The following is a 23,570-nucleotide window of genomic DNA, read 5'->3' on the forward strand; positions in this document are numbered from 1 at the left end:
GAACAGAACAAAATTCCGTGCTGTCCGGGGCGTCGGCCCTTTTCGAAGGCCCGGAAATCCGGGCTTTCTGGCCTTGTCTTAACTGCAGTCTGGCACTTCCCCCGCGCTGGATTCGCCGAAAAGGCGTGAGGGCGCGGCACAAAATTGCGAAATCGTCCGCCCCGGCGATATTTCGAGACACGACATATTTCGCCGCCTTCATGCCAGTGCCTGGCGGACATCGGCATCGTCCAGCGTCTGGTCGAGCGTCCGGCGCGTGCGTTCGATGATCGCATCGATATCGGCGTCGGTGCAGCAGAGCGGGGGAGCATAGCCGAGAACCCCGTTGGCGAAGGCACGGATGATCAGGCCGTTGTCCCACGCCCTGTCGAAGATGCGCCGTGCCGGCATTGCCGACGCCGGAAGCGGCGTCTTCTTTTCCTTGTCGACCACCAGTTCGATGGCGGCAAGCATGCCGCGACCGCGCACGTCGCCGACAAGCGGATGGTCCCTCAGCCCCTCCAATCCTGCCATCAGGCGCGCACCGGCCTTGATGCCATTGTCCAGAAGGCCGTCTTCATAGAGCTTCAACACTTCGAGCGCGACGGCCGCGCTGACGGGATGGGCGGAATAGGTGTAGCCGTGGCCGACAGCCGCGGCGCCCGCGCCATCGGCGATGACGTTGTAGACATGATCGGCCATGAACACGGCGCCCATGGGAACATAGCCCGAGGTCAACCCTTTGGCGGTCGTCATGAAATCGGGGACGATCTCCTCGTCGGTGCAGGCGAACAGGGGGCCTGTGCGGCCGAAGCCGGTGATCACCTCGTCGGCGATGAACAGGACGCCGTAGTCCCGGCAGAGCTCGCGCATCGCCTTGATCCAGCCTTTCGGCGGGACGATGACACCGCCCGATCCCTGGATCGGCTCGGCATAAAAGGCGGCGACCCGCTCCGGCCCGATCGCCTCGATCTTGGCCTTCAGCGCGGCGAGCGATGCGGCGGTGATCGCGTTGCCGTCCTCGCCCACCGGGTTGCGATAGGGATAGGGGGAAGGGATCTTGTGCTGCCATTCGAAGGGAATGCCGAAACCGGCGTGAAAGGCGGGGAGCGCGGTCAGGCCCGCGCCGACCACCGACGAGCCGTGATAGCCCTGCTCTATGGAAATGAACTGGTCGCGTTGCGGCTCGCCCTTGGCGTTCCAGTAGTAGCGGACGAAACGGATCGTGCTGTCGACCGCGTCCGACCCGCCAAGCGTGAAAAAGACGTGATTGAGGTCGCCTGGCGCGCGCTCGGCCAGTTCCGAGGCGAGCCGGATGGCCGGCTCCGAACCGAGGTCGAAATAGGCGGTGGCATAAGGGAGCTCGCGCATCTGCCGGGCCGCCGCCTCGACGATGCTGTCGTGGCCGTAGCCGGCATTGACGCACCATAGCCCCGCGAAACCATCGACAAGTTGCCGGCCGGACGCTTCGGTCACGGTCGCGCCCTTCGCCGATTTCAAGACACGGACGCCAAGCGCCTCATGGCCACGATATGAAGCGACTGGGTGGATGAGATGGGCGCGGTCGAGTTCGATCAGGGAATTGGCGAGCATTGTTATCCTCCTAGCCGAGCGCCTGGTTGGCGAGGGCGTAAACTTTCGGCCTGATCTGTTCCACGCCCGTCTTGGGTGGACGGTCCATGGCCACGCCGCCGCCGACATGGGCGAGGCCGATTTCCTCGAGCCAGCCGGCGATGCCGGTCCCGCTGCCGGTATCCACACGCAGGAAGGCGCCGGGGCGCGACGCGGCGAAGAAGCCAATCAGGGCCTTCGCCTCGTCGGTGCTTCCCGCGATCACCGGACCGATCACCTCGCCGCGTCCGAATGGGCGGATCGCGGCATAGGCCTCGATGGCGCCGTCGCGGCGGATGACCGCGAATTGGCCGCGCTCCGCCAGCGCATCGATCAGGGCTTCGCGGTCGGCGCCATAGGCGTCGCGGTCCAGCGCCTTGATGTCAGGCAGATCGTCAGGACCGGCTGCTTCCACGCCATCGGGCGCACCAAGCGCCGCAACCTTGCCCTGATGCTGCCGGATCATGCCGGAGGGCACGAAGCCCAGTTTCTCATAGAGAGGCATGCCGTCTGCCGTCGCGACGAGCCGCAGCGGACGTTTGCCGGCAAGCGCGAATGCCTGATCCATAAGCCGGCGCCCAAGCCCCTTGCCGCGCGCGTTCCTGTCGACGATCACCATGTTGATCATGGCGCAATCCATGCCGTAGGGCGTGACCAGGATGGTTCCGGTGACGCGGCCCTGATCGTCGAGCGCAACCGCGCCGTTCGAGAGCTGCAGCGCCATCTGCCAGTCCTGCGGGCGATGCGGCCAATTCTCCTGGCGAGAAAGCGCCACGGCGCCCTCGATATGGTGCGGCCCGAAGGCCTGGAGTTCGATCTCGCCCTGCGGCATGAGGCATCCTTCCGTCTAGAGCCCAAGTCTCGGGCATCGGCGCGCCGCAGATCGTCTGAAGGCTTTGGCTTGGACAGTATCTTTCGCCGTAGCACGAGGGGTGCGCCGCATCTTGTGCTGGCACCGTCCGTGGCGGACGCGCTTCACGCCGCGCGCGGCCCCGCAATCGGCACGCCAGATGCTACAGCGTGCCAAACCGGATGGCGGATACGGAACTTTCTGCTTTCGGGAGGGCGATTTCGGTCAGGTGGGTCGCTGCCGGCCGTCCTATGATGAAATACATCCCAGCACGGACGTGCTTCCACCGGAGATCGACTGCTATGGCTTCCTTCAGGCCCAAATACATCACCTTCGACTGCTACGGCACGTTGACCTTTTTCCAGATGGCGGAAGCGGCGCGCGATCTCTATGGCAGTCGGCTCGATGAGCCGCGCATGCAGGAATTCATCAGGAACTTCGCGGCGTTTCGGCTCGACGAGATCATGGGCGACTGGAAGCCCTATGCCGACGTCGTCCACAACGCGCTCGAGCGTACCTGCAAGCGCAACGGTGTTGCCTTCAGCGCCGACGACGCCAGAATGGTCTATGAGCGTGTCCCGACCTGGGGCCCCCACGCCGACGTTCCGGCCGGCCTGGCGAAGGTCGCCAAGGAAATTCCGTTGGTCATCCTCTCCAACGCCATGAACGCGCAGATCATGTCTAATGTCGAGAAGCTCGGTGCGCCGTTCCATGCCGTCTACACGGCCGAGCAGGCGCAGGCCTACAAGCCACGCTTCAAGGCCTTCGAATACATGTTCGACAGGTTGGGTTGCGGCCCGGAGGATGTTCTTCACTGCTCGTCTTCGTTCCGCTACGACCTGATGTCGGCGCACGATCTCGGCATCAAGAACAAGGTCTGGGTCAATCGCGGCCACGAACCGGCCAACCCGTACTACGGCTATGTCGAGATATCAGACATTTCGGGTCTCGCTGGCGTCGTTGGGCTCTGAAACAGGCGGATTGCCGATGAAGTTCGTCTCCTACTGGCACGACACCGCCCCAGTCTTTTCCGGCGGGGCGCAAGGCCCGGTCGAAGGGCACTATGACGCCGCGATCATTGGCGGCGGCTTCACCGGTCTCGCCGCCGCGCGCCAGCTGGCGAGCGCCGGTGCCAAGGTGGTCGTGCTGGAGGCGCAGCGTGTTGGCTGGGGCGCATCAGGGCGCAATGGCGGGCACCTCAACAACGGCCTCGCCCACAGCTATCTCTCAGCCAAGGCGGAACTCGGCAAGGAACGCGCCATCGCGCTCTACCGGGCGCTCGACGACTCCGTCGACACCATCGAGGCGCTGGTTGCCGAGGAAGGCATCGACTGCGATTTCCGCCGCGCCGGCAAGCTGAAGCTTGCTTCCAAGCCGCAGCACTTTGATGCGATCGCCCGCAACTTCGAAGCCCTTCATGCCGAAGTGGATCCGGACACGGCGCTGCTGTCGGCGGCCGACCTGAAATCAGAGATCGGCTCGCCCTTCCATGGCGCGATGCTGTCGAAGAAGAGCGCCATGATGCATATGGGACGCTATGTGGCGGGTCTCGCCGCTTCAGCCGCCCGCCATGGCGCCGTCATCCGTGAGAAAACGGCGGTGACGGATCGCAAGCAGGCCGGCAACAGGCATGAGCTGACCACTTCGCGCGGCCGCATCAGCGCCGACAATGTGCTGGTGGCGACCGGCGCCTACACCACGCCTGACTTCAGCTATTTCCGCCGCAGGATCATTTCCGTCGGCAGCTTCATCATCGCCACGCGGCCGCTAAGCGACGCCGAGATCGCCGCGACCATGCCGGGCAACCGGACCTGCGTGACCTCGATGAACATCGGCAACTACTTCCGGCTCTCGCCGGACAGGCGGCTGATCTTCGGCGGCCGCGCACGCTTTTCGGCGACATCGGACCAGCGCTCCGACGCCAGGAGCGGACAGATATCGCGGACAGGCCTCGCGGCGATCTTTCCGCAACTCGCCAAGGTCGAGATCGACTATTGCTGGGGCGGGCTGGTCGACATGACCAAGGACCGCTTTCCGCGCGCCGGTTACCAGGACGGTGTCTGGTACGCGATGGGCTATTCCGGCCACGGCGCCCAGCTTTCCACCCATCTCGGCATGATCCTGGCCGATGCCATGCTCGGCCGCGAGGACCGCAATCCGCTGAAGGGGCTCGAATGGCCATCCATTCCCGGCTATTCCGGCAAGCCCTGGTTCCTGCCGATGGTCGGGCTCTACTACAAGGCGCTCGACCGGATCCAGTGAGCGTCGAACCGGCCGGGCTTCAGCCGAATTGCTTCAGCCGAGCCCGCCGATGTGAAAGCTTTTCATCTCGAGATATTCCTCGATGCCGGCCTGCGCGCCCTCGCGGCCGAGGCCGGACAGCTTGACGCCGCCGAAGGGGGCGACCTCGATCGAGACCGAGCCGGTGTTGAGACCCACCATGCCGAACTCCAGCGCCTCGCCGACGCGCCAGGCGCGTTTCAAATTCTCGGTGTAGAAGTAGGAGGCAAGTCCGTAGGGCGTGCCATTGGCCAGCGCGATCGCTTCCTCTTCCGTTTCGAACCGGAAAAGCGGCGCGATCGGGCCGAACGTCTCTTCACCGGCGAGCTGCATGTCCTTGGTGGCGCCGCTCAGCACCAGCGGCGCGACATACTGAGGGCCCTCCGGCAACGCCGGCTTCTCGGTGATGATCGCAGCGCCCTTGGCGAGCGCGTCCTCGACGTGGCGGTTGATCTTCTCGACCGCCGCCATGTTGATCATCGGCCCGATGGCGACGCCGGGCTGCGTGCCCGGCCCCACTGTCATGGCGTTGACGCGGGCGGATAGCTTGGCGGCGAAGGTGTCGTAGACACCGGCCTGGACGAGGATGCGGTTGGCGCAGACGCAGGTCTGGCCGCCATTGCGGAACTTCGAGACCAGCGCGCCCTCGACAGCGAGGTCGAGATCGGCGTCGTCGAAGACGATGAAGGGGGCGTTGCCGCCGAGCTCGAGGCTGAGCCGCTTCACGCTGTCGGCCGCGCCGCGCATCAGCAGCGAGCCGACGCGTGTCGAGCCGGTGAAGGAGATCTTGCGAACGGTCTCGTTCGCCATGATCTCGTTGCCGATCTCTGTGGGCATGCCGGTGACGATGTTGATGACGCCGGCAGGGATGCCCGCCCGTTCGGCAAGCACGCCGAGCGCCAGCGCCGAATAGGGCGTGAACTCGGACGGCTTGATCACCACGGTGCAGCCGGCGGCCAGCGCCGGCGCGACCTTGCGGGTGATCATCGCATTGGGAAAATTCCACGGCGTGATGATGCCGCACACGCCCACCGGCTCCTTCAGCACGATGATGCGCCGGTCTTGCGTCGGCGAGGGGATGGTGTGGCCGTTGATGCGGCGCGCTTCCTCGGCGAACCATTTGACGAAGGACGCGCCATAGCGGATTTCGCCTTTGGCCTCGTCCAGCGGCTTGCCCTGTTCCGTCGTCAGGATCAGCGCGAGATCATCCAGATGCGCCAGCATCAAGCCGTGCCAGGCTTCCAGCAGGGCAGCACGCTCGGCGTTGGTCTTCTTCTTCCAAGGCCCGTACGCGGAAGCCGCTGCCTCTATGGCCGCACGGGTCTCTGGACCAGCCATGTCCGGTACGGTGCCGATGGCAGCCTGCGTCGCTGGATCGATGACATCGACGGTCTTGCCGGAGCCGGCAGCGACCCACCGTCCGCCGATCAGGCCGGCTTCGCGGAAGAGGTTTTTGTCTTTCAGGTTTTTCATTGGAAACGACCTTGCAATCAGGTGAGTGCGGCAACGACCGCGGCGGTGATGGCTTCCGTGCGGTCCTTGCCGGGAATGGTGCCTATGCCTCTGGCGGTTGCAGCCTCGACCGCCTTCATGACGCGGTCGGCCGCGGCCCTTTCGCCGAGATAATCGAGCATCATGGCGCCGGACCAGATGGTGGCGATCGGATTGGCGATGCCGAGATGGGCGATGTCGGGCGCCGAGCCGTGCACCGGTTCGAACATGGACGGCGCCGAGCGATCGGGATTGATGTTGGCGGAGGCGGCGTAGCCGAGCCCGCCCTGGATTGCCGCGCCGATGTCGGTGAGGATATCGCCGAACAGATTGGAGGCGACGACCACGTCGAGGCTCTCCGGCGCCATGATCATGCGGGCGGCGAGCGCATCGACATGATAGCTGGTCACGGCGACGTCAGAGTACTCCGCAGCCAGCTTTCGCGTGATCTCGTCCCAGAACACCATCGAGTATTTCTGCGCGTTGGACTTGGTGACGGAGGCGAGCTTGCCGCGCCTTGTCCGCGCCTGTTCGAAGCCGAAGCGCAGGATGCGCTCGACGCCGGCGCGGGTGAAGATCGAGGTCTCCACGGCGACCTCGTCCAGCGTGCCTTGATGCACGCGCCCGCCGGCGCCCGAATATTCGCCTTCGGTGTTCTCGCGGATGCACAATATGTCGAAACCTTCCGCCCGCAGCGGTCCCGTGACGCCCGGCAGCAGGCGATGCGGCCGGATGTTGGCATATTGCACGAAGGCCTTGCGGATCGGCAGCAAAAGGCCATGCAGCGAAACGGAATCCGGCACCTCCGCCGGCCAGCCGACGGCGCCGAGCAGGATGGCGTCGAAGCCGCGCAAGGTCTCGATGCCGTCCTCCGGCATCATGCGGCCGGTTTCCTTGTAGAATTTGCAGGACCAGGGGAACTCGGTTCCGGTCAAGGCAAAGCCCGCGTGTTTAGCCGCGATCTCCAGCACGGACCAGGCGGCGGCGGTCACATCGCGGCCAATGCCGTCACCGGGGATCAGAGCGATCGAATAGGACTTCATCGGCATCTCTCTAGAGGCTGATCAGGACGCTCTTGGTCCTGCGGTTGGCGAGATAGGCCTCACGGCCAAGGTCCTTGCCGATGCCGGAGCGCTTGTAGCCGCCGGTCGGCAGGATATGGTCGCGCGAGCGGCTGTAGCGGTTGACCCAGACGGTGCCTGCTTCAAGCTTGCGCGCGAAGCGGATGGTGCGGGACAGGTCGGAGGTGAACAGGCCGGAAGCCAGTCCGTAGGTCGGGTGGCTGGACAGCGCCAGCGCCTCTTCCTCGGTCTCGAAGGTCTGGACGGTCAGGACCGGGCCGAAGATTTCCTCGACGATTGCCGGATTGGCCTGGTCGACATCTGCGATCAATGTCGGCTGGTAGAAATAGCCTGGGCTGTCCATGACGCCGCCACCGGTCAGACATTCGCCGCCGGCCTCGATCGCGGCGCGCACGATGCCGTCGACGCGCGCCCGCTGCCGCTCCGAGATTATGGGCGAATATCTGGGTCGCGTCGTCCCAGGTCGGGCCGGGCCGGGCCGCCTTCATCTTCTCCAGGATCGCGGCCGTCAGCCTGTCGGCCACGCTCTTCGCGACGATCAGGCGCGTGCCGGCAACGCAGGCCTGGCCGGCATTGAAGGTGACACTGCCGGCAATCGCGGTCGCCGCCTTGTCCAGATCGGCATCGGCAAAGACGATCTGCGGGCTCTTGCCGCCGAGTTCCAGTGTCATCGGCTTGACGCCGGTGCGGGCGACATTCTCCATGATCGCCGAGCCGGCGCGGGTCGAGCCGGTAAAGCTGACCTTGGCGATCTCGGCATGGCCGGTCAGCGCCGTCCCGGTCGTCGGACCGTCGCCCAGCACCACGTTTATGAGCCCTGCTGGCAAGCCTGCTTTGACGGCGAGTTGTGCCATGTAGACCGCCGAAAAGGGCGTCATTTCCGACGGCTTCAGCACGACCGCGTTGCCCGCGGCCAGCGCCGGACCGAGCTTCCAGCCAGCCATCGAGATCGGAAAATTCCAGGGCGTGATCGCGCCGACCACGCCATAGGGCTCGCTCATGATCATGCCGAGAGTGGCGTCGTCGGTCGGCACGAGCTCGCTGCCTTCCTTGTCGGCGAACTCGGCGAAGAAGCGGATCTGCTCGGCGGTGATAGCGATGTCGCCGGCGATGAGCTGGCCGACTGGCCGGGTCGAGCACAGCGCCTCGATCCTGGCCAGCGTTCCGGCTGCCTCTTCGATCAGGTCGGCCCAGGCCTGGAGTGCCTTCGTCCGTTCGCGTGGCCGAACGTTGCCCCAGTTGCTGGACTTCAGCGCCGCCTTGGCGCTGTCCACCGCACGATCGATCACGTCGGGGCCTGCGATCGGACAGGCGGTGTATGCTTTGCCATCCGACGGTCGGTGCATCTCGATCTCACCCTCGGCCGCGATCAGCTTCCCGCCAATGAAATGGCCGACTGGAAGGGAGACGGTATCCGGATCGAAGCTCAAGCCCATGGGCGCCCGCTTTCAGCTGTTCTCGAAGAGCCTAGCGCGGGCAGCAGCGCAGCATGCACCGTTCGACGATCGGTCGCGGATGATTGTTGCGTGCCGGCGATAACAGACGGCAAAATCTGTTGCGGAGGCGGGCGCCTCGCGCGCTCCCGTTACCCTACGGTCACGTAAATCTTGCGCACCGTTTCGATGGTCTTCCAAACCCCGGTGAAGCCAGGTTTCATCACGAAGCTGTCGCCGGCGCGGTAGGTCACCGGCTTGCCGCCGTCGGGCGTGATTTCGATCACACCGGAGAGGATGTGGCAGAACTCGAAGGTCTCCCCCTTGATCGATCGCGTCTCGCCCGGCGTCGCTTCCCAGACGCCGGTATGGACGAGATCGTCCTTGGCGGCGTCCTGCGCCCAGGTCTTGAAAGCGGGGTTGCCGGCAATCAGCCGTTCGGGCAGCGCCCCGGACTCGCGCGGCGGAAAGGTAGGGCTGGTATCGACGGTCTTGAGCAGGGACAAGGGATGGCCTTTCATGTTGGACTTTAGAGCAGTTCACCGTTTCACAGAAACGGTGAACTGCTCTAACTCTTTGTTTTTGAAGCAATTTCGGACGGAAAACCGCACGCACTTTTCCTGGAATTGCTCTAATAGCCGCGCGACCGGTCGACGAGCCCGATGGGATCAAGGCCGGCGCGGTAACGCCTGATGTTTTCGACGACGGCCTGCGCGGCGCTGGCGGGCTGGGTGACGCTGGCGATATGCGGTGTCAGAATGACCTTTTGATGCGACCAGAACGGATGGCCCGCCGGCAGCGGTTCGGGTCGGTGACGTCGATCATCGCCGCGGAAAGATGGCCGCTGTCGAGCGCAGCGACAAGCGCTTCCTGGTCGAGCTGCGGCCCCCGGCCCGTATGGACGAGCGCCGCGCCCTTGGGCAATTTCGCAAACAGCTCGGCGTCGAGGAAGCCGCGCGTCTCCTCGGTCAGCGGCAGCAGGCAGATCAAAATGTCGCTGACGGCGAGCATCTCGTCGAGCCCGAGCTCGCCATGATGACAGGTCACGCCCTCGATCCGCCGCGGCGAGCGGCTCCATCCGGCAAGCGGGAAGCCGAAGGGCTTCAGGCGATCGAGGACGGCTTGGCCGAGCTGCCCGAGGCCGAGCACGCCGATCCGGCGCGATCCGGCCTGCAGCTGCGCGATGTCAGCCCATTCGCCGGCGCGCTGCTGTGCCAGATATCCCGGCAGGTTGCGGTGGAGCGCGAGCACGGCAAGCGTCACATATTCCTGCATCATGCGCACGATGCCTTCCTCGATCATGCGCACGATCTTCACATTCGCAGGCACCGCATCGAGGCGAAACTGGTCGACGCCGGCGCCGATGGAAAACAGGATTTCCAGGTTGCCGTAGCGGGCAAGGTTATCTGGCACGGTCCAGCTGATCAGATAACGCACGGCATCGGGAGCGACCGTCGCGGCATCCATCGTGAAGGGGACGTCCGGCAGTTCTCTCGCGAAGGCATCGGCGAAGGTCGCCCCGCGGCGCGCGTCGGAATTGAACAGGAATGTCATTCCGTTCCTTTCATGCCGCGCAGCGGGCGCCCAGGGCCTCGATCAATCGCTGACAGGCGGTGAGCTCGCTGGCAAGGATGTATTCGTTGGGCTTGTGGGCGCGGTCGATGTCGCCGGGGCCGCAAATGATCGCATCGAGCCCGGCGGCCTGGTAAAGTCCGGCCTCCGTGCCGTAGCTGACGGCGGCGAGTGGCGCTTCGCCGGTCAGTTCGGCCAGCAATGTCGCAAGTGCCGCACCCTGCGGCAGCGACAGTGCCGGATAGGCGCTCATCGGTGTCCACTCGACACGAAAGCCGTCGGCCGCAAGAGCCTCGGCCCGTGCCTTGACGGGCGCGAGCAGGCTTGGCGGGTCTATGCCGGGTATGGCGCGTGCCTCCAGGTCCAGACTGCAGGTGCCGGGGATGATGTTGACCTGATGTCCGCCCGCCACGACGCCCGCCTGCAACGAAGAGTAGGGCGGCTCGAAGGCGGCGTCGAACGGACCGTGTGTCAGCCGCTCGGCTTCGCTCACGGCCGCGCTCAGCGCAGTGGCCATGGCATGGATGGCGTTGAGCCCGAGATCGGGGCGGGAGGAATGGCCGGAGCGCCCGTTGATGACCACGCGGGCGGCCGCCTTGCCCTTATGGCCGCGCACGGCGCGCATGCCGCTCGGCTCGCCGACGATGACGCCGAGCGGCGTCGCGCAAAGTTCGGGAAGGCGGGCGATCAGATGCGGCACGCCTCGGCATCCTACCTCCTCGTCATAGGAGAAGGCGAGGTGGATTGGCCTGGCAAGGCGCAGTCCCTGCACCGCAGGCACGGAAGCGAGCACCGCGGCCAGAAACCCCTTCATGTCCGTGGTGCCGCGTCCATAAAGCCGTTCGCCCTCCTTGCGCAGCGCGAAAGGGCTCGAACTCCATTGCGGCTCGCTGGCGGGAACGACGTCCATATGGCCGGACAGGATATAGCCCGGGACGTTGGCGGGGCCGATCGTTGCGAAAAGATTGGTGCGGTCGCCTTCCGGCCCTGGAAGCAGGGTGACCTGCGCTCCGTGCTTTGCCAGATAGGATTCGATCCAGCCGGCGATGTCGCCGTTCGGTTTGCCGGCGACCGATGGAAAGCCGACGAGACGATCGAGGATGTCGAAGACGTCCATTCCAGCCTCAAAGCGTTCGGGTTCGCCGGGATCGGTGCCGTCGACCATATGCTGCTAGATTTCCAGAGAGAGTGTGTGCATTCTTTCGCGATTGCGTGCCGAAAGCTGAAATGTTTCAGTTGAATCTTGCGTTGCCGCGCGGCTTTCGAGCTAATCGTACTGGTCCGCTCGGTTAGCGTTGGGGGCAGAGGGTGGCCATCAGTGTGCCGCGCTCGGTGCGACAATCTTTTAGGGGCATGGACTTGAAGCCGTCCGGAAGCTTGAAAATCGACACTTTCTCGATGCGGATCGGCGACATCGAAGGCGTCGAACTGGACCGCTTGCACGCGCACTCGCTCGCCGTGGGATGGCCGCATCGCGCCGAGGACTGGCAATTCCTGCGTGAATCGGGAGAGGGTTTCGTGGCGCTCGACGAGATCGGCCGGGTTCTCGGTTCGGCCATGTGGTTCGCGCATGGTGCCGATTTCGCCACCGTGGGCATGGTCATCACCTCGCCGCGACTGCAGACGCTGGGGGCGGGGCAATGGCTGATGAAGCGGGTCTTCGAGAAGGTCGCCGGGCGCGATCTGCGCCTCAATGCAACACGCGCGGCAAGGCGGCTCTATCTCTCCCTCGACTTCCAGCCGGAGAAGACCGTCTATCAATGCCAGGGCATCGCCAGCTTGCAGACGACGGGTAGGCCGGCAAATATTCGAGGCGATGTCCGGATTTTGGACGCAAGTGATATTCCGGCGATAATCGCGCTCGACGCGGCAGGATTTGGCGTGAGGCGGGCGGCGCTCATCGAAAGGCTTTTCGCGCACTCGGCCGGCTATGGGCTTTTCAAGGACGATACGCTGACCGCTTTCGCGCTCTGCCGGCCGTTCGGGCGGGGCCATGTCGTGGGGCCGGTCGTGGCGCAAAGCGACGCTGACGCTGTGGCGATCGTCCGGCCGCACGTGGCCGACCATTCGGGGTCTTTCCTGCGGATCGACACCCATATGGACAGTGGCGAGTTCGCCGCCTTTCTGTCGCACAGCGGAATGCCGGTTTTCGACACGGTGCTCACCATGTCGCTGGGCAAACGCCTCACCGATTTTGCCGTCGGCGGTGCAACTGCGCCGGTGACCTATGCGCTGGCCAGTCAAACGCTCGGGTAGTTCAGCCCCGCTGGCGGGCCTGCCCGTTGCAAGGTTGCCGCCACCCCACTCACGGCGACGCGGAGAAGCAAGAAATACGGAGCGCTGCTGCGGACTGCCGCGGGCCGACTCATTGCGTGAGCCTACCGGATCGGCGTCTGGCCACGAAACAGCGGCTGGTGCGCTTGCATCAGGGCGGCAATCCGGCCGGCGACTTTTCGGACCGGCGGGGCATGACGTTCCTCGTGATGGGTGACGATCCATTGGTCGGTTTCGAGTTCGGGGATGGGCTGGGCGACGCGGACCAGCCGCGGATCGCTGTCGCCGACGAAGCATGGAAAGACCGAAAGGCCGGCGCCGGCGGCCACCAGTTCGCGCACCGAATGGGTGTTGTTGCCGCGCACGGCGATGCGGTCGCCGTGATGGGCTTGCAGCCAGCGCGCCGAGGCGATGTTTGCCCCTTCGCCGGTGACGCCGACGAACAGGCCGGCGGCGATGCCGTTGACCAGGTGGCGTCCGGAATAAAGCGCGTGGGCGACCTTGCCGCTCTGACGGCCGGCCAGCCACTGCTCGGTCGGGCGCTCGCTGCGGATGCCGATATCGGCGGCACGGCGACCGATGTCGACCCGGTCGGTGGTGGTGACGAACTCCACCCTTATGCCGTCATCGACCGTCCAGACCTCACCGATATGGGCTGATATGAAAGCCGAGGTCCACGGCCCGGCCGAGACGCGGACAATGCGGTCGGGCAGGGTGCCTTCGCGCCAGCGGGTCAGCGACTGCATCGCCGCCTCGACGTCCTCGGCGCGCCGCAGCAGTTCTTCACCGACCGGCGTCAGCCGGTAGCCGGTCTGCTGACGCACGAAGAGCGGTTCGCCGATCTGCTTCTCGAGCGCGGTGACGCGTCGCCCGAGCGTAGCCGCACTGAGGCGCGTGGTTGCCGTCGCCGCGCTCAGGCCACCCAGCCGCGCAACGTCGAGAAACAGCCTCAGATCGTCCCAGCCAATATCCATTTTGCAGAAATGAAAAATGCCTTGCGACCTTGGCTGTAGCGCGAAGCAGGCATGATGCGCAAGTATGCAGGCGTTGGCGGCATTGGACAATCCTGCCTGGCGAGACACTGGCAAGCGCTCCGTTTCGCCGGGAAGCCAGCGCAATCCTTTCGATCATGCATGCGCTTTGCACAGATGCTTTGCGTTTTCGATTAGCCAAGTGCGCGGTCATTCCGTGCGCCAAGGAGACGATCATGTTGTACGAACTTCGAGACCGTTTCACCCGCTGGCTTGTCTATCGCCAGACGCTTGCAAGCTTGCGGCGGGTTCCGGACAGCACACTGGCGGATGCCGGCATTTCTCGTTCGGAGATCCGCCAGCATGCCCGCTACGCCAGCCGGCGCCGCTGAAGCAATGCTCGATCTAGCGGTGGAATGGAATCTCGCCTGACAGCCATTGCAGGAACAGCGCCGCGGACCGCGAAAGCCGGCGCTGTTGATTGGGAACCGCATGCAAGGCAACGGGCAGGATTTCCCCGGGACCGAAGGGCGCCACCAGTCGCCCCGAAGCCTGGTAGCTTGCCGCATAGGTCGACATGACGGCGGTGATGCCGCCGGCGCATGCCGCGATCTCCAATGCCGCGGCCGCATTGTCGGCCTTGATCGGCGCCTTTTGCGGCGCGATCACGAAGTTCTCCTTCTTCGCCCAAAGGTCCAGCAGCTGCATCCTGCCCTGCACGTAGATGAGCCGGGCGGCGTTGAGCCAGTTCGCGCTGGGCTTCGCTGCGGCCTGGCGGCCGGTCTCGGGGTCGCAGAGAAGCATCAGCCGCTCTTGTCCCAGTTGCACGGCACCCGATACCGGCTGCAGCGGATCGAGCGCCAGAATGCTCAGATCCGCCAGCTCAACATTGGGGTCGGTCCAGATCGTGCTGTTCAGCCGCACCTCGATGCGCGGATGGGCGGCGGAGAAACTGGCCAGGTGCTGTGCGAGCCACAGTGTGACGAAGCTGAGCGGGGCTGAAACCGTCACACTGGTCTGCGCCTGTGCGCCCAGCATCCCTTCGGTCGCCGCCTCGGCGCGATCCAGAGCGTCGGCTATTCCCGGCAGATAGGCCGTGCCGACTTCGGTGAGTTCCAGGCCGTTGCTGCGCCTGTGGAAAAGCGGCCTGGCGAAGAATTGCTCCAGCGCCCGAACCCGTTGGCTGATCGCCGCCTGGGTGCAATTCAACTCCTCGGCGGCCCGGGTGAAGCTCAGATGCCGGGCCGCTGCCTCAAAGGCTTCCAGATAAATGAGATGCGGCAGGTTTCGCATGGAGAGACCTCATTCAGATTTCTCATGCATTACGGAAACGAGGTCACTGGGTAAAGAACGATTTCTTGCGCCAAGTCCGCCCGTCGGGGTTTTCTGAGGTCCATTCCCAGCCGCTGAACCGCAGGAAACCATGCCTTTCTCTCTGCTGAAATACGGCCTGCGCGCCAAGCATGTTCCCTTTCGCGACATCCCTGCGACGCCCGACCTGAAACGATCCTATGACGTGGTGATCATCGGCGGCGGCGGTCACGGTCTCGCCGCGGCTTACTATTTGTCCAATGTGTATGGCATCCGCAACGTCGCCGTGCTGGAAAAGGGCTATCTCGCCGGCGGCAATACGGCGCGCAACACCACCACGATCCGCTCCAACTACATGACCGAGGAATCGATCCGCTTCTACAAGGAAGGGGTCGAACTGTTCGAGACGATGTCGCGGGATCTCGGCTTCAACGTCATGTTTTCGCAGCGCGGCCAGCTGACGCTCGCGCATTCCGAGGCGACGCTACGCAGTTTCCACCTGCGTGCCGAGATGGGCAAGCATATGGGCACAAGGATCGAAGTGGTCGATGTCCGGACGGTGAAGGAACTTTGCCCGCATCTCAACCTCGATCTCGGCGGCCAGCACGAGGTGATGGGCGGGCTCTGGCATGCCGATGGCGGCACGGCCCGCCATGATGCCGTGGCCTGGGGCTATGCCAGGCATGCCGGCGCGCGCGGCGTGGAGATCCACCAGCGCACCGAGGTGACCGGCTTCGAGCAGGCCGGTGACCGGGTCACCCATGTCAGGACGAACCGCGGCACAATTGCCGTGGGCCAAGTGCTGCAGGCCGTCGGCGGGCTCAATGGCCAGGTCGCCGCCATGGCGGGCATCCGGTTGCCGATACGCTGCTTTCCGCTGCAGGCGATGGTGACGCAGCCGCTAAAGCCATTCCTGGACATACTCGTCTCATCCGCCAATCTGCACACCTATCTGGTGCAGTCCTCGCGTGGCGAAATCGTCATCGGCGGCGGCTCCGATCCCTACCAGCTGGCCTCGACGCGCTCGACGCTCGACCAGAAGGAGCATCTTGCCGAAGGCGCCCTGCATCTCTTCCCGTTCCTGCACAAGGTCAAGCTGTTGCGGCAATGGGCCGGGATTACCGACATGACGCCGGATTACAGCCCGATCATGGGGGCGTCGCCGCTGCGGAACTACTGGCTGGACTGCGGCTGGGGGACCTGGGGCTTCAAGGCGACGCCGGTGGCCGGCAAGCGCATGGCCGAGACCATCGCCACCGGGCGCGTGCCCGATGTCCTGAAACCATTCGACCTCAGCCGGTTCGACAGCTTCGCGCTGCTGAACGAGATGGGCGCCACGGCCGCCAGCCACTGACGAGGCCCCGATGAAGCTTTTGACCTGCCCGGTGAACGGGCCACGCAACATCACCGAATTTCAGTATCTCGGACCGGTCCGCGCGGCCAGCGCCGAGCAGCCCGAGCAGCTGATCGAAGCCCTGTTCTACGCCGAGAACCCGCTCGGCGTGATGCGGGAGTGGTGGCGGCACACACCGTCCAACACGGTGCTGATCGCCGAGCGCCATACCGTCAGCGACCAGATCGTCGCCACCTATCTTCCCGATCGAAAGCCCGCCTGACATGACCGAACGGCTGCCATTTCCCTGGGGGTCGCGTCTCGACCGCACCCGGAAAATCCGCTTTGATTTCGACGGCCGACCGCTCGAAGGTTTCGCTGGCGACTGCATCGCCTCCGCCATGGCCGGTAGCGATCGCTGGATCCTGTCGCGCTCCTTCAAATACCACCGTCCGCGCGGCATCCTCACCATGGCCGGGCAGGACGCCAACACGCTGGTGCAACTGCCTGATGAGCCGAATGTGCGGGCTGATCTGCGCCCGATCGCCGAGGGGCTGAAGGTCACGGCCCAGAACGTCAACGGTACCGCCGAACGCGACCGCGGCGCGGTGCTCGACAGGCTGGGCCGTTTCATGCCGGTCGGGTTCTATTACCGCAGCTTCTTTGGCCCCGGCGCGAAGAGCTGGCTCAAATTCTGGGAGCCGATGATCCGCAGATCGGCCGGTCTCGGCAAAGTCGATCTCACCGCCGGTCATGGTCATTATTTCAGGGAAAACCTGCACACCGACGTGCTGGTCGTCGGCGCGGGTCCGGCGGGGCTTTCGGCCGCCATCAAGGCCGCCGAAGCGGGTGCGCAGGTGCTGCTGGTCGATCTGAACCCGGAACTTGGCGGCGCATTGACCTATGCACGCTTCGGGCTCGAGACGGCGGAGGCGGAGGCGACCTTGCAGGCGTTGCGCGACGCTGCTGAAAGGCTCGGCAATCTGCGGGTGCTGACCGGCGCGACCTGCAATGGCTGGTTTGCCGACAACTGGCTTCCGGTGCTGCAGGGCGAGATGCTCTACCGTGTTCGCGCCAAACAGGTCGTGGTGGCCGCGGGGTCGCATGAACAGCCCTTGGTGTTCCGCAACAACGACCTGCCGGGCATCCTCCTGTCGTCGGCGGCGCAGCGGCTGATGCGCCACTATGCGGTTCGCCCTGGCCGGCGCGCCGTGGTCTTTGCCGGCAACCGGGATGGATATCTCGCCGCTCTCGACCTTCTCGATGCAGGCGTGCCTCTGGTCGCCATCCTCGACCCCGCTGCCGATGCATCCGACAAAACCCTCGCGAAAAACCTCGTCGAGCGCGGTGTTCGGATCATCCCGAATGTCACCGTCACGGAAGCGTTGGGGAGCGCGGGCAATCGCCATATCACAGCCATCCGCTTCAGAACGCCCGAGCGTGGCACGGAGCAACTGGAGTGCGATCATCTCGTGATCGCGGCGGGCTACACGCCGTCTTACCAGCTGCCGTTGCATGCCGGCGCGAAGCTCGGATTTGACGAGACCAGCCGGCAATTCGTGCTGAGCAGTCTGCCGGAAGCGTTTCATGTCGCCGGCTCGGCGGCAGGCTATTTCGAGCTGAACGCGGTGATGCGCAGCGGCGAGATCGCGGGCGCGGCCGCGGCACGAGGGGCGGGATATGATGCCGGCCTGCCGGCTATCCTCCCGGATGCCAGCGCGGCAGGGATGAACCATTTTCAGCCGCTGGCCGACCACGCCAAGGGGCGGGATTTCGTGGACTTCGACGAGGATCTGCAGGTCAAGGACATCAAGAACGCCGTCAGCGACGGCTATAGCGAGCTTGAGCTGGTGAAGCGCTATTCCACCGTCGGCATGGGGCCGTCGCAGGGACGGCATTCCGCCCTGGCAACGGCCAGGATCGTCGCGGCGGAAACGGGCCGCACGGTGGGCGAGGTTGGTATCACGACTTCGCGGCCGCCATTCGGTCCGGAAAAATTGGGACTGCTGGCCGGCCCGAACCATGTGCCCTACCGGCATACCGCGATCCACGCCGAACATGTCGCCGCCGGCGCGAAGCTGACACCGGTCGGTGCGTGGTGGCGACCGCTGCATTACGGCGGGGATCGCGATGTCCGAAAGACGATCTCCGACGAGGTCACGCTGGTGCGCAACAAGGTCGGCATGCTTGACGTCTCGACCCTGGGCAAGCTGTCGATACGAGGGCCGGATGCCGGCGCCTTCCTCGACCGCATCTATACGATGGCGCATGCCAGGCAGCCGGTGGGGCGCGTGCGCTACTGCCTGATGCTGAACGATATGGGATCGGTCATCGATGACGGGGTGGCTTACCGGCTGTCCGAGACCGAATTCTACGTGACCGCCACCACCGGCGCCGTCGCCCGCGTCTTCACCGATATGCTGTTCGCGAACACACAATGGGGCATGCGGGTCGATATCCAGAACGTCACCGCCGCCTTCGCCGCCATCAATGTCACCGGCCCTTCGGCGCGCAAGGTGCTCGAGGCGCTGGGCAGCGACATCGATCTCTCGCCGGACGGCTTTCCCTATCTCAATGGCCGCAGCGGCGTGATCGGCGGATGCCCGGCCCGCATCATGCGCATCGGCTTTACCGGCGAGTTGAGCTATGAGCTGCACGTGCCGCAATCCTTCGGCGCGGCGCTCTGGCGCAAGCTGCTGGAGGTGGGGGCGCCTTATGGTCTGCAACCCTATGGGCTGGAAGCCTCGCGCATCCTGCGTCTGGAAAAGGGCCACATCATCATCGGCCAGGATACCGACGCGCTCTCGACTCCCGATGAATTGGGCATGGGATGGGCGCTGTCGAAGGCCAAGACGCGCTATGTCGGCAAGACCGCCATCGAGGCGCGCGGCAAACTGGGCCTGAAGCGCAAGCTGTGCGGCTTCGAACTGCCGGAGGGCCACGGCATCCGGCTGGCGGAATCCTGCCTCGTGTTGCGGGACGGTCGCCCGGTGGGCTTCGTCACCTCGACCTGCTTTTCGCCGACGCTCGGCAAATGGATCGGGCTGGCCTATGCCGACCCGCGCGACGCGACGCCGGGATCCAGCCTGCGCATACGGGGCCTGTGCGGTAAGGAAGTTCAGGCCAAAGTGGTGCCCACGCCTTTCTATGATCCCGAAAACCAACGGCAGGAGATGTAGGATGGCTTCTATCAGCCATAGCGGGACATCGGGCAGTCATCCCGTGGGTGTTGATCCAAGCCTGCGCCATCACGCCTTGGTGCAACGCCTTGCGCGAAGAGATGGGCTCCCCGGAGCCAATGAGAACGTCGTTTTCGATTGCACGCAGACCGAGCGCTTCGGGCTGCGTGGCCCCGGTACGTTGGGTTGGCTCGCTGAGGCAGGCCTGTCCGCACCGGAGGCAGTGAACACGGCCCTTACCTTGCCTTGCGGCACATCAGTGCTGCGACTTGGCCAGCAGGAGGTGCTGCTGGCGGCACCTCCCGGCGGCAGCGGGGCGCGGTTGCGCGCGCTGCGCAAGGCGTGGCGCGACAGCGCGCTTCCCTCCAAGGGCTACGACGCCTATCGCGACGAGGGTTGGGCGTGGTTCGTGATATCGGGTCCGGCAGCGCCGGCGCTGATGCGGCGGATCTCGATGGCCGATCTGAGGCCGGAAAGCCTTAAGGCCGGCGATCTCGCCCAGACCCGCGCCTTGCATCTCGATGCGGTGGTGGTCCGTTTCGCTGCGGTGTCCTACGACATCTTCATCGACATCGCCTCGGCGGCGTTTGCACTGGATGTCCTGACCGAGACCGCGGCGGGAACGAATGCCGGCTTTCAATTCGCGGCTCTTCACGCCGCTGAATAGTTCGGCCTCGCCTGGTTCCGTCGCGTTTGTCATTCCGCGCCTTATGCGCGGTACCTTTCTACGAGGGCCACCAGACGCTCGCAGGCGGCAACGGCGGCGTCGTGGTCCTGCGAAAAGTTCAGGCGCACGCTGTTTTCGGAAAACGGGCTGAACTCCGTTCCCGGCGTCACGATGATTCCTGCCTGCAGGCGCAGGATGCGGACAAAATCACCCCCTGTGACGGACAGGGGAGGCAGAGCCGGAAAAATGTAGCTGCCCGCTTCGGTCGTGCGGACCTGAATGCCTGACGTCGCTCGGAAGATCTTCAACAGATCGTCGCGGATCGCCTGATGCTGGCGAATGCGCTGCTCCATCCAGCCGGCCGGTTCGTCGAACCATGTGCGCAAAACGGCCTGGCTACAACCGCCGGCGCGCAGGGAGACGATTGCCTGCAGCTTCTCCATCCGGGCAATGATTTCTCTCGATCCGAAGGCCACCCCAAGCCGATAGCCGCTGAGCGATTCCGTCTTCGACGGTCCCATGATGGTGACGACGTTCTCCGCATCCAGCTTCTGCGCGCGCAAATGGGTGTAGTCCACACCGGGATACAGGAGGCGCGCGTAAAGCTGGTCGACGATAACGGTGGCGTTGTACCGGCTTCCCAGAGCGGCAATCGTCTCGATCTCTTCGCGGGAGTAGACGACGCCTGCCGGGTTGTTGGGGTTTGAGAACAGGAACATTTTCGCGCCCGATTTGAACGCGTCCTCCAGCTGGCTGAGGTCGAGGCCCGAACGGCCTTGGGCCGTCGCATAGTCCATGCGCACGGGCAGCATTTCGCCTTCGCAGAATTCCACCAGCTTGCGGTTGGCAAAATAATCGGGCTGGACGATCGCCACCTTGTCGCCCCGCCACACGGTCGAGGCGACGGCCAGGAACAGCGCGCCCTGGGTGCCCGGCGTGATGATCATTCCGTCGCGGGCATCGACAGGCGCTCCGGTGAAACCTGCCAGCCGCCCGGCGAGTTTGCTCGCGGATGCTGAGATCGCCACGATATTCGGTGTAGGCCTGCTTGCCACCGGCTTCAACGCCGGCCGAAAAGACCTCGAACGAGCCGGGCGTCGGGGTGAACACGTCGACGTCACCATGCGAAAAGTCCACCGGCCGTCCGCTGATCGCGTCGCCGCGCAACATCGTGTCGATGCCGCCGGCCAGCTGGCGGACCTCCTGTCCGGGTGCGGCATCGGTGCCGAGGCCGCTGAATTTGCTCTGATCGTCATTGGAAATTCCTGATTGAAGGCACTGCGGCCGCTGCAGGCCATATAGCAGCGCACAGGAAGCAACAAAATTTGGAAGATGAAAAAAATGAACATGGCCTTCCGATGACGACATCGGCCTCCGGCCGGCCTGAAAGCTTACCGGCGCAACGCGGCTGCCGAGGAAGGGTTCGCATTCGACGTTAAAAAAGCGAAGCGGGATTGCGCCGCAAATGCTCTTGTTGTACGAACGTTCAACAAGAGCATTTGCGGTCTGCCGTGGTACGAACCGAGTTTCCCTTTGCCGTCGAAACCGTCGATCCGCTTTGGATCGCGCTGGCCGACGGCACCCGCATTGCCGCGACGTTGTGGCGTCCGAGCAGCGAGGACAAGGTGCCGGTCGTCGTCGAGATGGTGCCCTATCGCCGCCGCGACGGCACGGTTGCGCGCGACATCGACATCCACCCCTGGCTTGCCGGCCACGGCATTGCTTGTGCCCGCATCGACATCCGGGGCTCGGGCGATTCCGACGGCGATCTCGCCGACGAATATCTGCCGCGCGAGCAGGAAGATGCCTGCGAGATCATCGCCCATCTGGCGGCTCAACCCTGGTGCAACGGCAATGTTGGCATGACCGGCATTTCCTGGGGCGGCTTCAACGCGTTGCAGGTCGCGGCGCGCCGGCCGCCGGCCCTGAAGGCCATCATCACCAACTGCGCCACCGACGACCGCTACGCCGACGACATCCACTATATGGGCGGCTCGCTGCTGACTGAGCAGGAGATGTGGTCGAACTTCATGCTGGTGAAGAAGGCGATGGCGCCCGATCCGCAGATCGTCGGCGACACCTGGCGCGCCATGTGGATGGGCCGGCTCGCGGCGACGAGCTCGCTGTCGGAAGTGTGGCTCGCGCATCAGCGCCGTGACGACTACTGGCGGCAGGGCTCCATTTGCGAGGACCATTCCGCGATCGAATGCGCCGTCATGGCTGTCTGCGGCTGGGAGGACAGCTATTCCAACTTCGTCCCACGCCTGCTCGAACATCTGCCTGGTCCAAAACTCGGCATCGTCGGGCCGTGGTCGCACGCCTATCCCTGCCGTGGCGCGCCGGGACCGCTGATCGGCTATCTGCAGGAGGCGCTGCGCTGGTGGCGTCACTGGCTCTGCGGCGAAGACACCGGCATCATGGACGAGCCGCTCTACCGCGTCTGGGTCACCGGCGAGGAACGGCCGCAACCTTTCTATCTGCCCGACCATGCCGGCAGTTGGGCCGCCGAGGACCAGTGGCCGTCGCCGCGCATCGAACGCCGTACGCTGCATCTGAACGCTGCCGGGCTGAGCCGCGACCAGGCGCCGGGAGCGACGCTGTCCGTCCGCTCGCCAGCGACCGCCGGGCGCGATTGCGGCCGCTGGGGCGGCTATGGCGGCTCCTGTCCCGACATGCCCATCGATCAGCGCCGTGAGGACGGCATGGCGCTGTGCTTCGACACTTCTCCGCTCGACGACGACCTGACCCTGCTCGGCGCGCCGGAGCTCGATCTGCTCGTCACCGTCGATGAACCGCATGTCAATCTCGCCGCCCGGCTCTGTGACGTCTATCCCGACGGCACTTCGGCGCTGATGACCTATGGCGTGCTCAATCTCAGCCATCGCGACAGCCATGAGCATCCGACCCCGTGTCCGGTCGGGACGCCTTTCCGCGTGCGGCTCAAGCTCAACGATTTCGCCCGCATTGTGCCCAAGGGCCATCGCATCCGGCTGGCGCTGGCCAACCAGCACTGGCCGATCCTATGGCCGCAGCCGAAATTGTCGACGCTCTCGGTCGCGACCGGCGACAGCATGGTGATGCTGCCGGTGCGCCCGCCGTCACCTCGGGATCGCGACGTCCGTTTCGAGCCGGCCGAAACGGCGCCGCCGGTCCCGACCACAACGCTGAACGAGGGTTTCGATCGCCGCATCGTCACCGACGATGTCGGCTCGGGCGTGCAGACCATCGCGCTGACCTCCGACCATGGACGCCGGCGCTATGACGATCGTGGCATCACCGTCTCGTCGGCCAACAGCGACACGATGAGCATCAGCAGTGACGATCCGCTGTCGGCGAAACTCGTCACCGAATATCGCTGGGCGACCGCCAGCGGCGATGCCGACACCGAGGCCAGGGCGGTCACCGAACTGACGGCGGATGACACCCATTTCAATTTGAGTTGGCGGCTCGAGGCGCGAGAACGGGGCACGCTCGTCCACAGCGCCTCGGCAAGCCGGCGCATCAGGCGCGATTTCGCCTGAGGGAGGGGAGAGACGG

At 64.8% G+C, this 23,570-nt stretch carries 19 protein-coding genes and 2 pseudogenes; 10 read left to right on the plus strand and 11 right to left on the minus strand.

The genetic code is table 11. The features are described from left to right. Positions 1 to 198: 198 nt before the first annotated feature. A complete protein-coding gene (locus tag AC0V8S_RS13785) occupies positions 199 to 1,572 on the minus strand; it encodes an aminotransferase class III-fold pyridoxal phosphate-dependent enzyme (protein WP_475437998.1) in 1,374 nt (457 codons plus the stop codon). A gap of 10 nt (positions 1,573 to 1,582) precedes the next feature. Further along, positions 1,583 to 2,422: a GNAT family N-acetyltransferase gene (locus AC0V8S_RS13790; protein WP_183462059.1), complete on the minus strand. Its 840-nt coding sequence runs from the start codon at positions 2,420 to 2,422 to the stop codon at positions 1,583 to 1,585. Between the two features lie 320 nt (positions 2,423 to 2,742). Here AC0V8S_RS13790 and AC0V8S_RS13795 point away from each other — a divergent pair, with 320 nt between their 5' ends. Both AC0V8S_RS13795 and AC0V8S_RS13800 read left to right on the plus strand, forming a co-directional pair. Continuing rightward, positions 2,743 to 3,411, plus strand: a complete 669-nt coding sequence (locus tag AC0V8S_RS13795; RefSeq protein WP_183462057.1) for a haloacid dehalogenase type II — start codon at positions 2,743 to 2,745, stop codon at positions 3,409 to 3,411. 16 nt (positions 3,412 to 3,427) lie between these two features. Next, entirely contained in the window at positions 3,428 to 4,702 is a 1,275-nt protein-coding gene (locus AC0V8S_RS13800; RefSeq protein WP_475437999.1) for an NAD(P)/FAD-dependent oxidoreductase, read from the plus strand. A gap of 33 nt (positions 4,703 to 4,735) precedes the next feature. Here AC0V8S_RS13800 and AC0V8S_RS13805 read toward each other — a convergent pair whose 3' ends face one another. From AC0V8S_RS13805 to argE, 6 genes and pseudogenes are all read right to left on the minus strand, one after another. Then, positions 4,736 to 6,193: an NAD-dependent succinate-semialdehyde dehydrogenase gene (locus tag AC0V8S_RS13805; RefSeq protein WP_183462053.1), complete on the minus strand. Its 1,458-nt coding sequence runs from the start codon at positions 6,191 to 6,193 to the stop codon at positions 4,736 to 4,738. 17 nt (positions 6,194 to 6,210) lie between these two features. Next, entirely contained in the window at positions 6,211 to 7,254 is a 1,044-nt protein-coding gene (locus AC0V8S_RS13810) for a tartrate dehydrogenase (RefSeq protein ID WP_475438000.1), read from the minus strand. Between the two features lie 10 nt (positions 7,255 to 7,264). Next, positions 7,265 to 8,729 (minus strand): annotated as a pseudogene (locus AC0V8S_RS13815) (aldehyde dehydrogenase family protein). Between the two features lie 149 nt (positions 8,730 to 8,878). After that, positions 8,879 to 9,232, minus strand: a complete 354-nt coding sequence (locus AC0V8S_RS13820; protein WP_183462049.1) for a cupin domain-containing protein — start codon at positions 9,230 to 9,232, stop codon at positions 8,879 to 8,881. Positions 9,233 to 9,357: 125 nt separating this feature from the next. Then, positions 9,358 to 10,280, minus strand: a pseudogene (locus AC0V8S_RS13825) (2-hydroxyacid dehydrogenase). Positions 10,281 to 10,290: 10 nt separating this feature from the next. Further along, on the minus strand, positions 10,291 to 11,415 hold the full coding sequence (gene argE, locus AC0V8S_RS13830) for an acetylornithine deacetylase (RefSeq protein ID WP_475438619.1): 1,125 nt from the start codon (positions 11,413 to 11,415) through the stop codon (positions 10,291 to 10,293). 236 nt (positions 11,416 to 11,651) lie between these two features. Between argE and AC0V8S_RS13835 the strand changes: the two genes are divergently transcribed. Then, a complete protein-coding gene (locus AC0V8S_RS13835) occupies positions 11,652 to 12,554 on the plus strand; it encodes a GNAT family N-acetyltransferase (RefSeq protein ID WP_475438001.1) in 903 nt (300 codons plus the stop codon). Positions 12,555 to 12,676: 122 nt separating this feature from the next. Here the strand turns inward: AC0V8S_RS13835 and AC0V8S_RS13840 are convergent, their stop codons facing one another. Next, a complete protein-coding gene (locus AC0V8S_RS13840; RefSeq protein ID WP_475438002.1) occupies positions 12,677 to 13,654 on the minus strand; it encodes a LysR family transcriptional regulator in 978 nt (325 codons plus the stop codon). A gap of 125 nt (positions 13,655 to 13,779) precedes the next feature. Here AC0V8S_RS13840 and AC0V8S_RS13845 point away from each other — a divergent pair, with 125 nt between their 5' ends. Then, complete coding sequence (locus AC0V8S_RS13845) at positions 13,780 to 13,935, plus strand: YjiS-like domain-containing protein (protein ID WP_202353112.1); 156 nt, start codon at positions 13,780 to 13,782, stop codon at positions 13,933 to 13,935. A gap of 13 nt (positions 13,936 to 13,948) precedes the next feature. On the opposite strand, the gene AC0V8S_RS13850 is transcribed toward AC0V8S_RS13845, so the two are convergent. After that, positions 13,949 to 14,836 (minus strand): LysR family transcriptional regulator, encoded by an 888-nt coding sequence (locus AC0V8S_RS13850; RefSeq protein ID WP_475438003.1) that lies wholly within the window; start codon positions 14,834 to 14,836, stop codon positions 13,949 to 13,951. Positions 14,837 to 14,966: 130 nt separating this feature from the next. Here AC0V8S_RS13850 and AC0V8S_RS13855 point away from each other — a divergent pair, with 130 nt between their 5' ends. From AC0V8S_RS13855 to AC0V8S_RS13870, 4 genes are all read left to right on the plus strand, one after another. Continuing rightward, positions 14,967 to 16,208 (plus strand): FAD-dependent oxidoreductase, encoded by a 1,242-nt coding sequence (locus AC0V8S_RS13855; RefSeq protein ID WP_475438004.1) that lies wholly within the window; start codon positions 14,967 to 14,969, stop codon positions 16,206 to 16,208. Between the two features lie 10 nt (positions 16,209 to 16,218). Continuing rightward, positions 16,219 to 16,470, plus strand: coding sequence for a sarcosine oxidase subunit delta (locus tag AC0V8S_RS13860; protein WP_475438005.1), 252 nt, complete (start codon positions 16,219 to 16,221; stop codon positions 16,468 to 16,470). 1 nt (position 16,471) lies between these two features. Next, positions 16,472 to 19,366: a glycine cleavage T C-terminal barrel domain-containing protein gene (locus AC0V8S_RS13865; RefSeq protein WP_475438006.1), complete on the plus strand. Its 2,895-nt coding sequence runs from the start codon at positions 16,472 to 16,474 to the stop codon at positions 19,364 to 19,366. Positions 19,367 to 19,589: 223 nt separating this feature from the next. Beyond that, on the plus strand, positions 19,590 to 20,033 hold the full coding sequence (locus tag AC0V8S_RS13870) for a hypothetical protein (protein ID WP_475438007.1): 444 nt from the start codon (positions 19,590 to 19,592) through the stop codon (positions 20,031 to 20,033). A 41-nt stretch (positions 20,034 to 20,074) separates the two neighbouring features. Here AC0V8S_RS13870 and AC0V8S_RS13875 read toward each other — a convergent pair whose 3' ends face one another. Beyond that, a complete protein-coding gene (locus AC0V8S_RS13875; protein WP_475438008.1) occupies positions 20,075 to 20,980 on the minus strand; it encodes a pyridoxal phosphate-dependent aminotransferase in 906 nt (301 codons plus the stop codon). Between AC0V8S_RS13875 and AC0V8S_RS13880 the strand changes: the two genes are divergently transcribed. Continuing rightward, positions 20,970 to 21,302: a hypothetical protein gene (locus tag AC0V8S_RS13880; RefSeq protein ID WP_475438009.1), complete on the plus strand. Its 333-nt coding sequence runs from the start codon at positions 20,970 to 20,972 to the stop codon at positions 21,300 to 21,302. The genes AC0V8S_RS13875 and AC0V8S_RS13880 overlap by 11 nt on opposite strands. Before the next feature lie 242 nt (positions 21,303 to 21,544). After that, on the plus strand, positions 21,545 to 23,554 hold the full coding sequence (locus tag AC0V8S_RS13885; RefSeq protein WP_475438010.1) for a CocE/NonD family hydrolase: 2,010 nt from the start codon (positions 21,545 to 21,547) through the stop codon (positions 23,552 to 23,554). Positions 23,555 to 23,570: the final 16 nt, after the last annotated feature.

Source organism: Mesorhizobium oxytropidicola (assembly GCF_056174625.1).

Coding starts and splice junctions, on each gene's coding strand:
- AC0V8S_RS13785 (WP_475437998.1), bottom strand. CDS start 1,572: ATGCTCGCCAATTCCCTGATCGAACTCGACCGCGCCCATCTCATCCAC.
- AC0V8S_RS13790 (WP_183462059.1), bottom strand. CDS start 2,422: ATGCCGCAGGGCGAGATCGAACTCCAGGCCTTCGGGCCGCACCATATC.
- AC0V8S_RS13795 (WP_183462057.1), top strand. CDS start 2,743: ATGGCTTCCTTCAGGCCCAAATACATCACCTTCGACTGCTACGGCACG.
- AC0V8S_RS13800 (WP_475437999.1), top strand. CDS start 3,428: ATGAAGTTCGTCTCCTACTGGCACGACACCGCCCCAGTCTTTTCCGGC.
- AC0V8S_RS13805 (WP_183462053.1), bottom strand. CDS start 6,193: ATGAAAAACCTGAAAGACAAAAACCTCTTCCGCGAAGCCGGCCTGATC.
- AC0V8S_RS13810 (WP_475438000.1), bottom strand. CDS start 7,254: ATGAAGTCCTATTCGATCGCTCTGATCCCCGGTGACGGCATTGGCCGC.
- argE (WP_475438619.1), bottom strand. CDS start 11,415: ATGGACGTCTTCGACATCCTCGATCGTCTCGTCGGCTTTCCATCGGTC.
- AC0V8S_RS13835 (WP_475438001.1), top strand. CDS start 11,652: ATGGACTTGAAGCCGTCCGGAAGCTTGAAAATCGACACTTTCTCGATG.
- AC0V8S_RS13845 (WP_202353112.1), top strand. CDS start 13,780: ATGTTGTACGAACTTCGAGACCGTTTCACCCGCTGGCTTGTCTATCGC.
- AC0V8S_RS13850 (WP_475438003.1), bottom strand. CDS start 14,836: ATGCGAAACCTGCCGCATCTCATTTATCTGGAAGCCTTTGAGGCAGCG.
- AC0V8S_RS13855 (WP_475438004.1), top strand. CDS start 14,967: ATGCCTTTCTCTCTGCTGAAATACGGCCTGCGCGCCAAGCATGTTCCC.
- AC0V8S_RS13860 (WP_475438005.1), top strand. CDS start 16,219: ATGAAGCTTTTGACCTGCCCGGTGAACGGGCCACGCAACATCACCGAA.
- AC0V8S_RS13865 (WP_475438006.1), top strand. CDS start 16,472: ATGACCGAACGGCTGCCATTTCCCTGGGGGTCGCGTCTCGACCGCACC.
- AC0V8S_RS13875 (WP_475438008.1), bottom strand. CDS start 20,980: ATGATCATCACGCCGGGCACCCAGGGCGCGCTGTTCCTGGCCGTCGCC.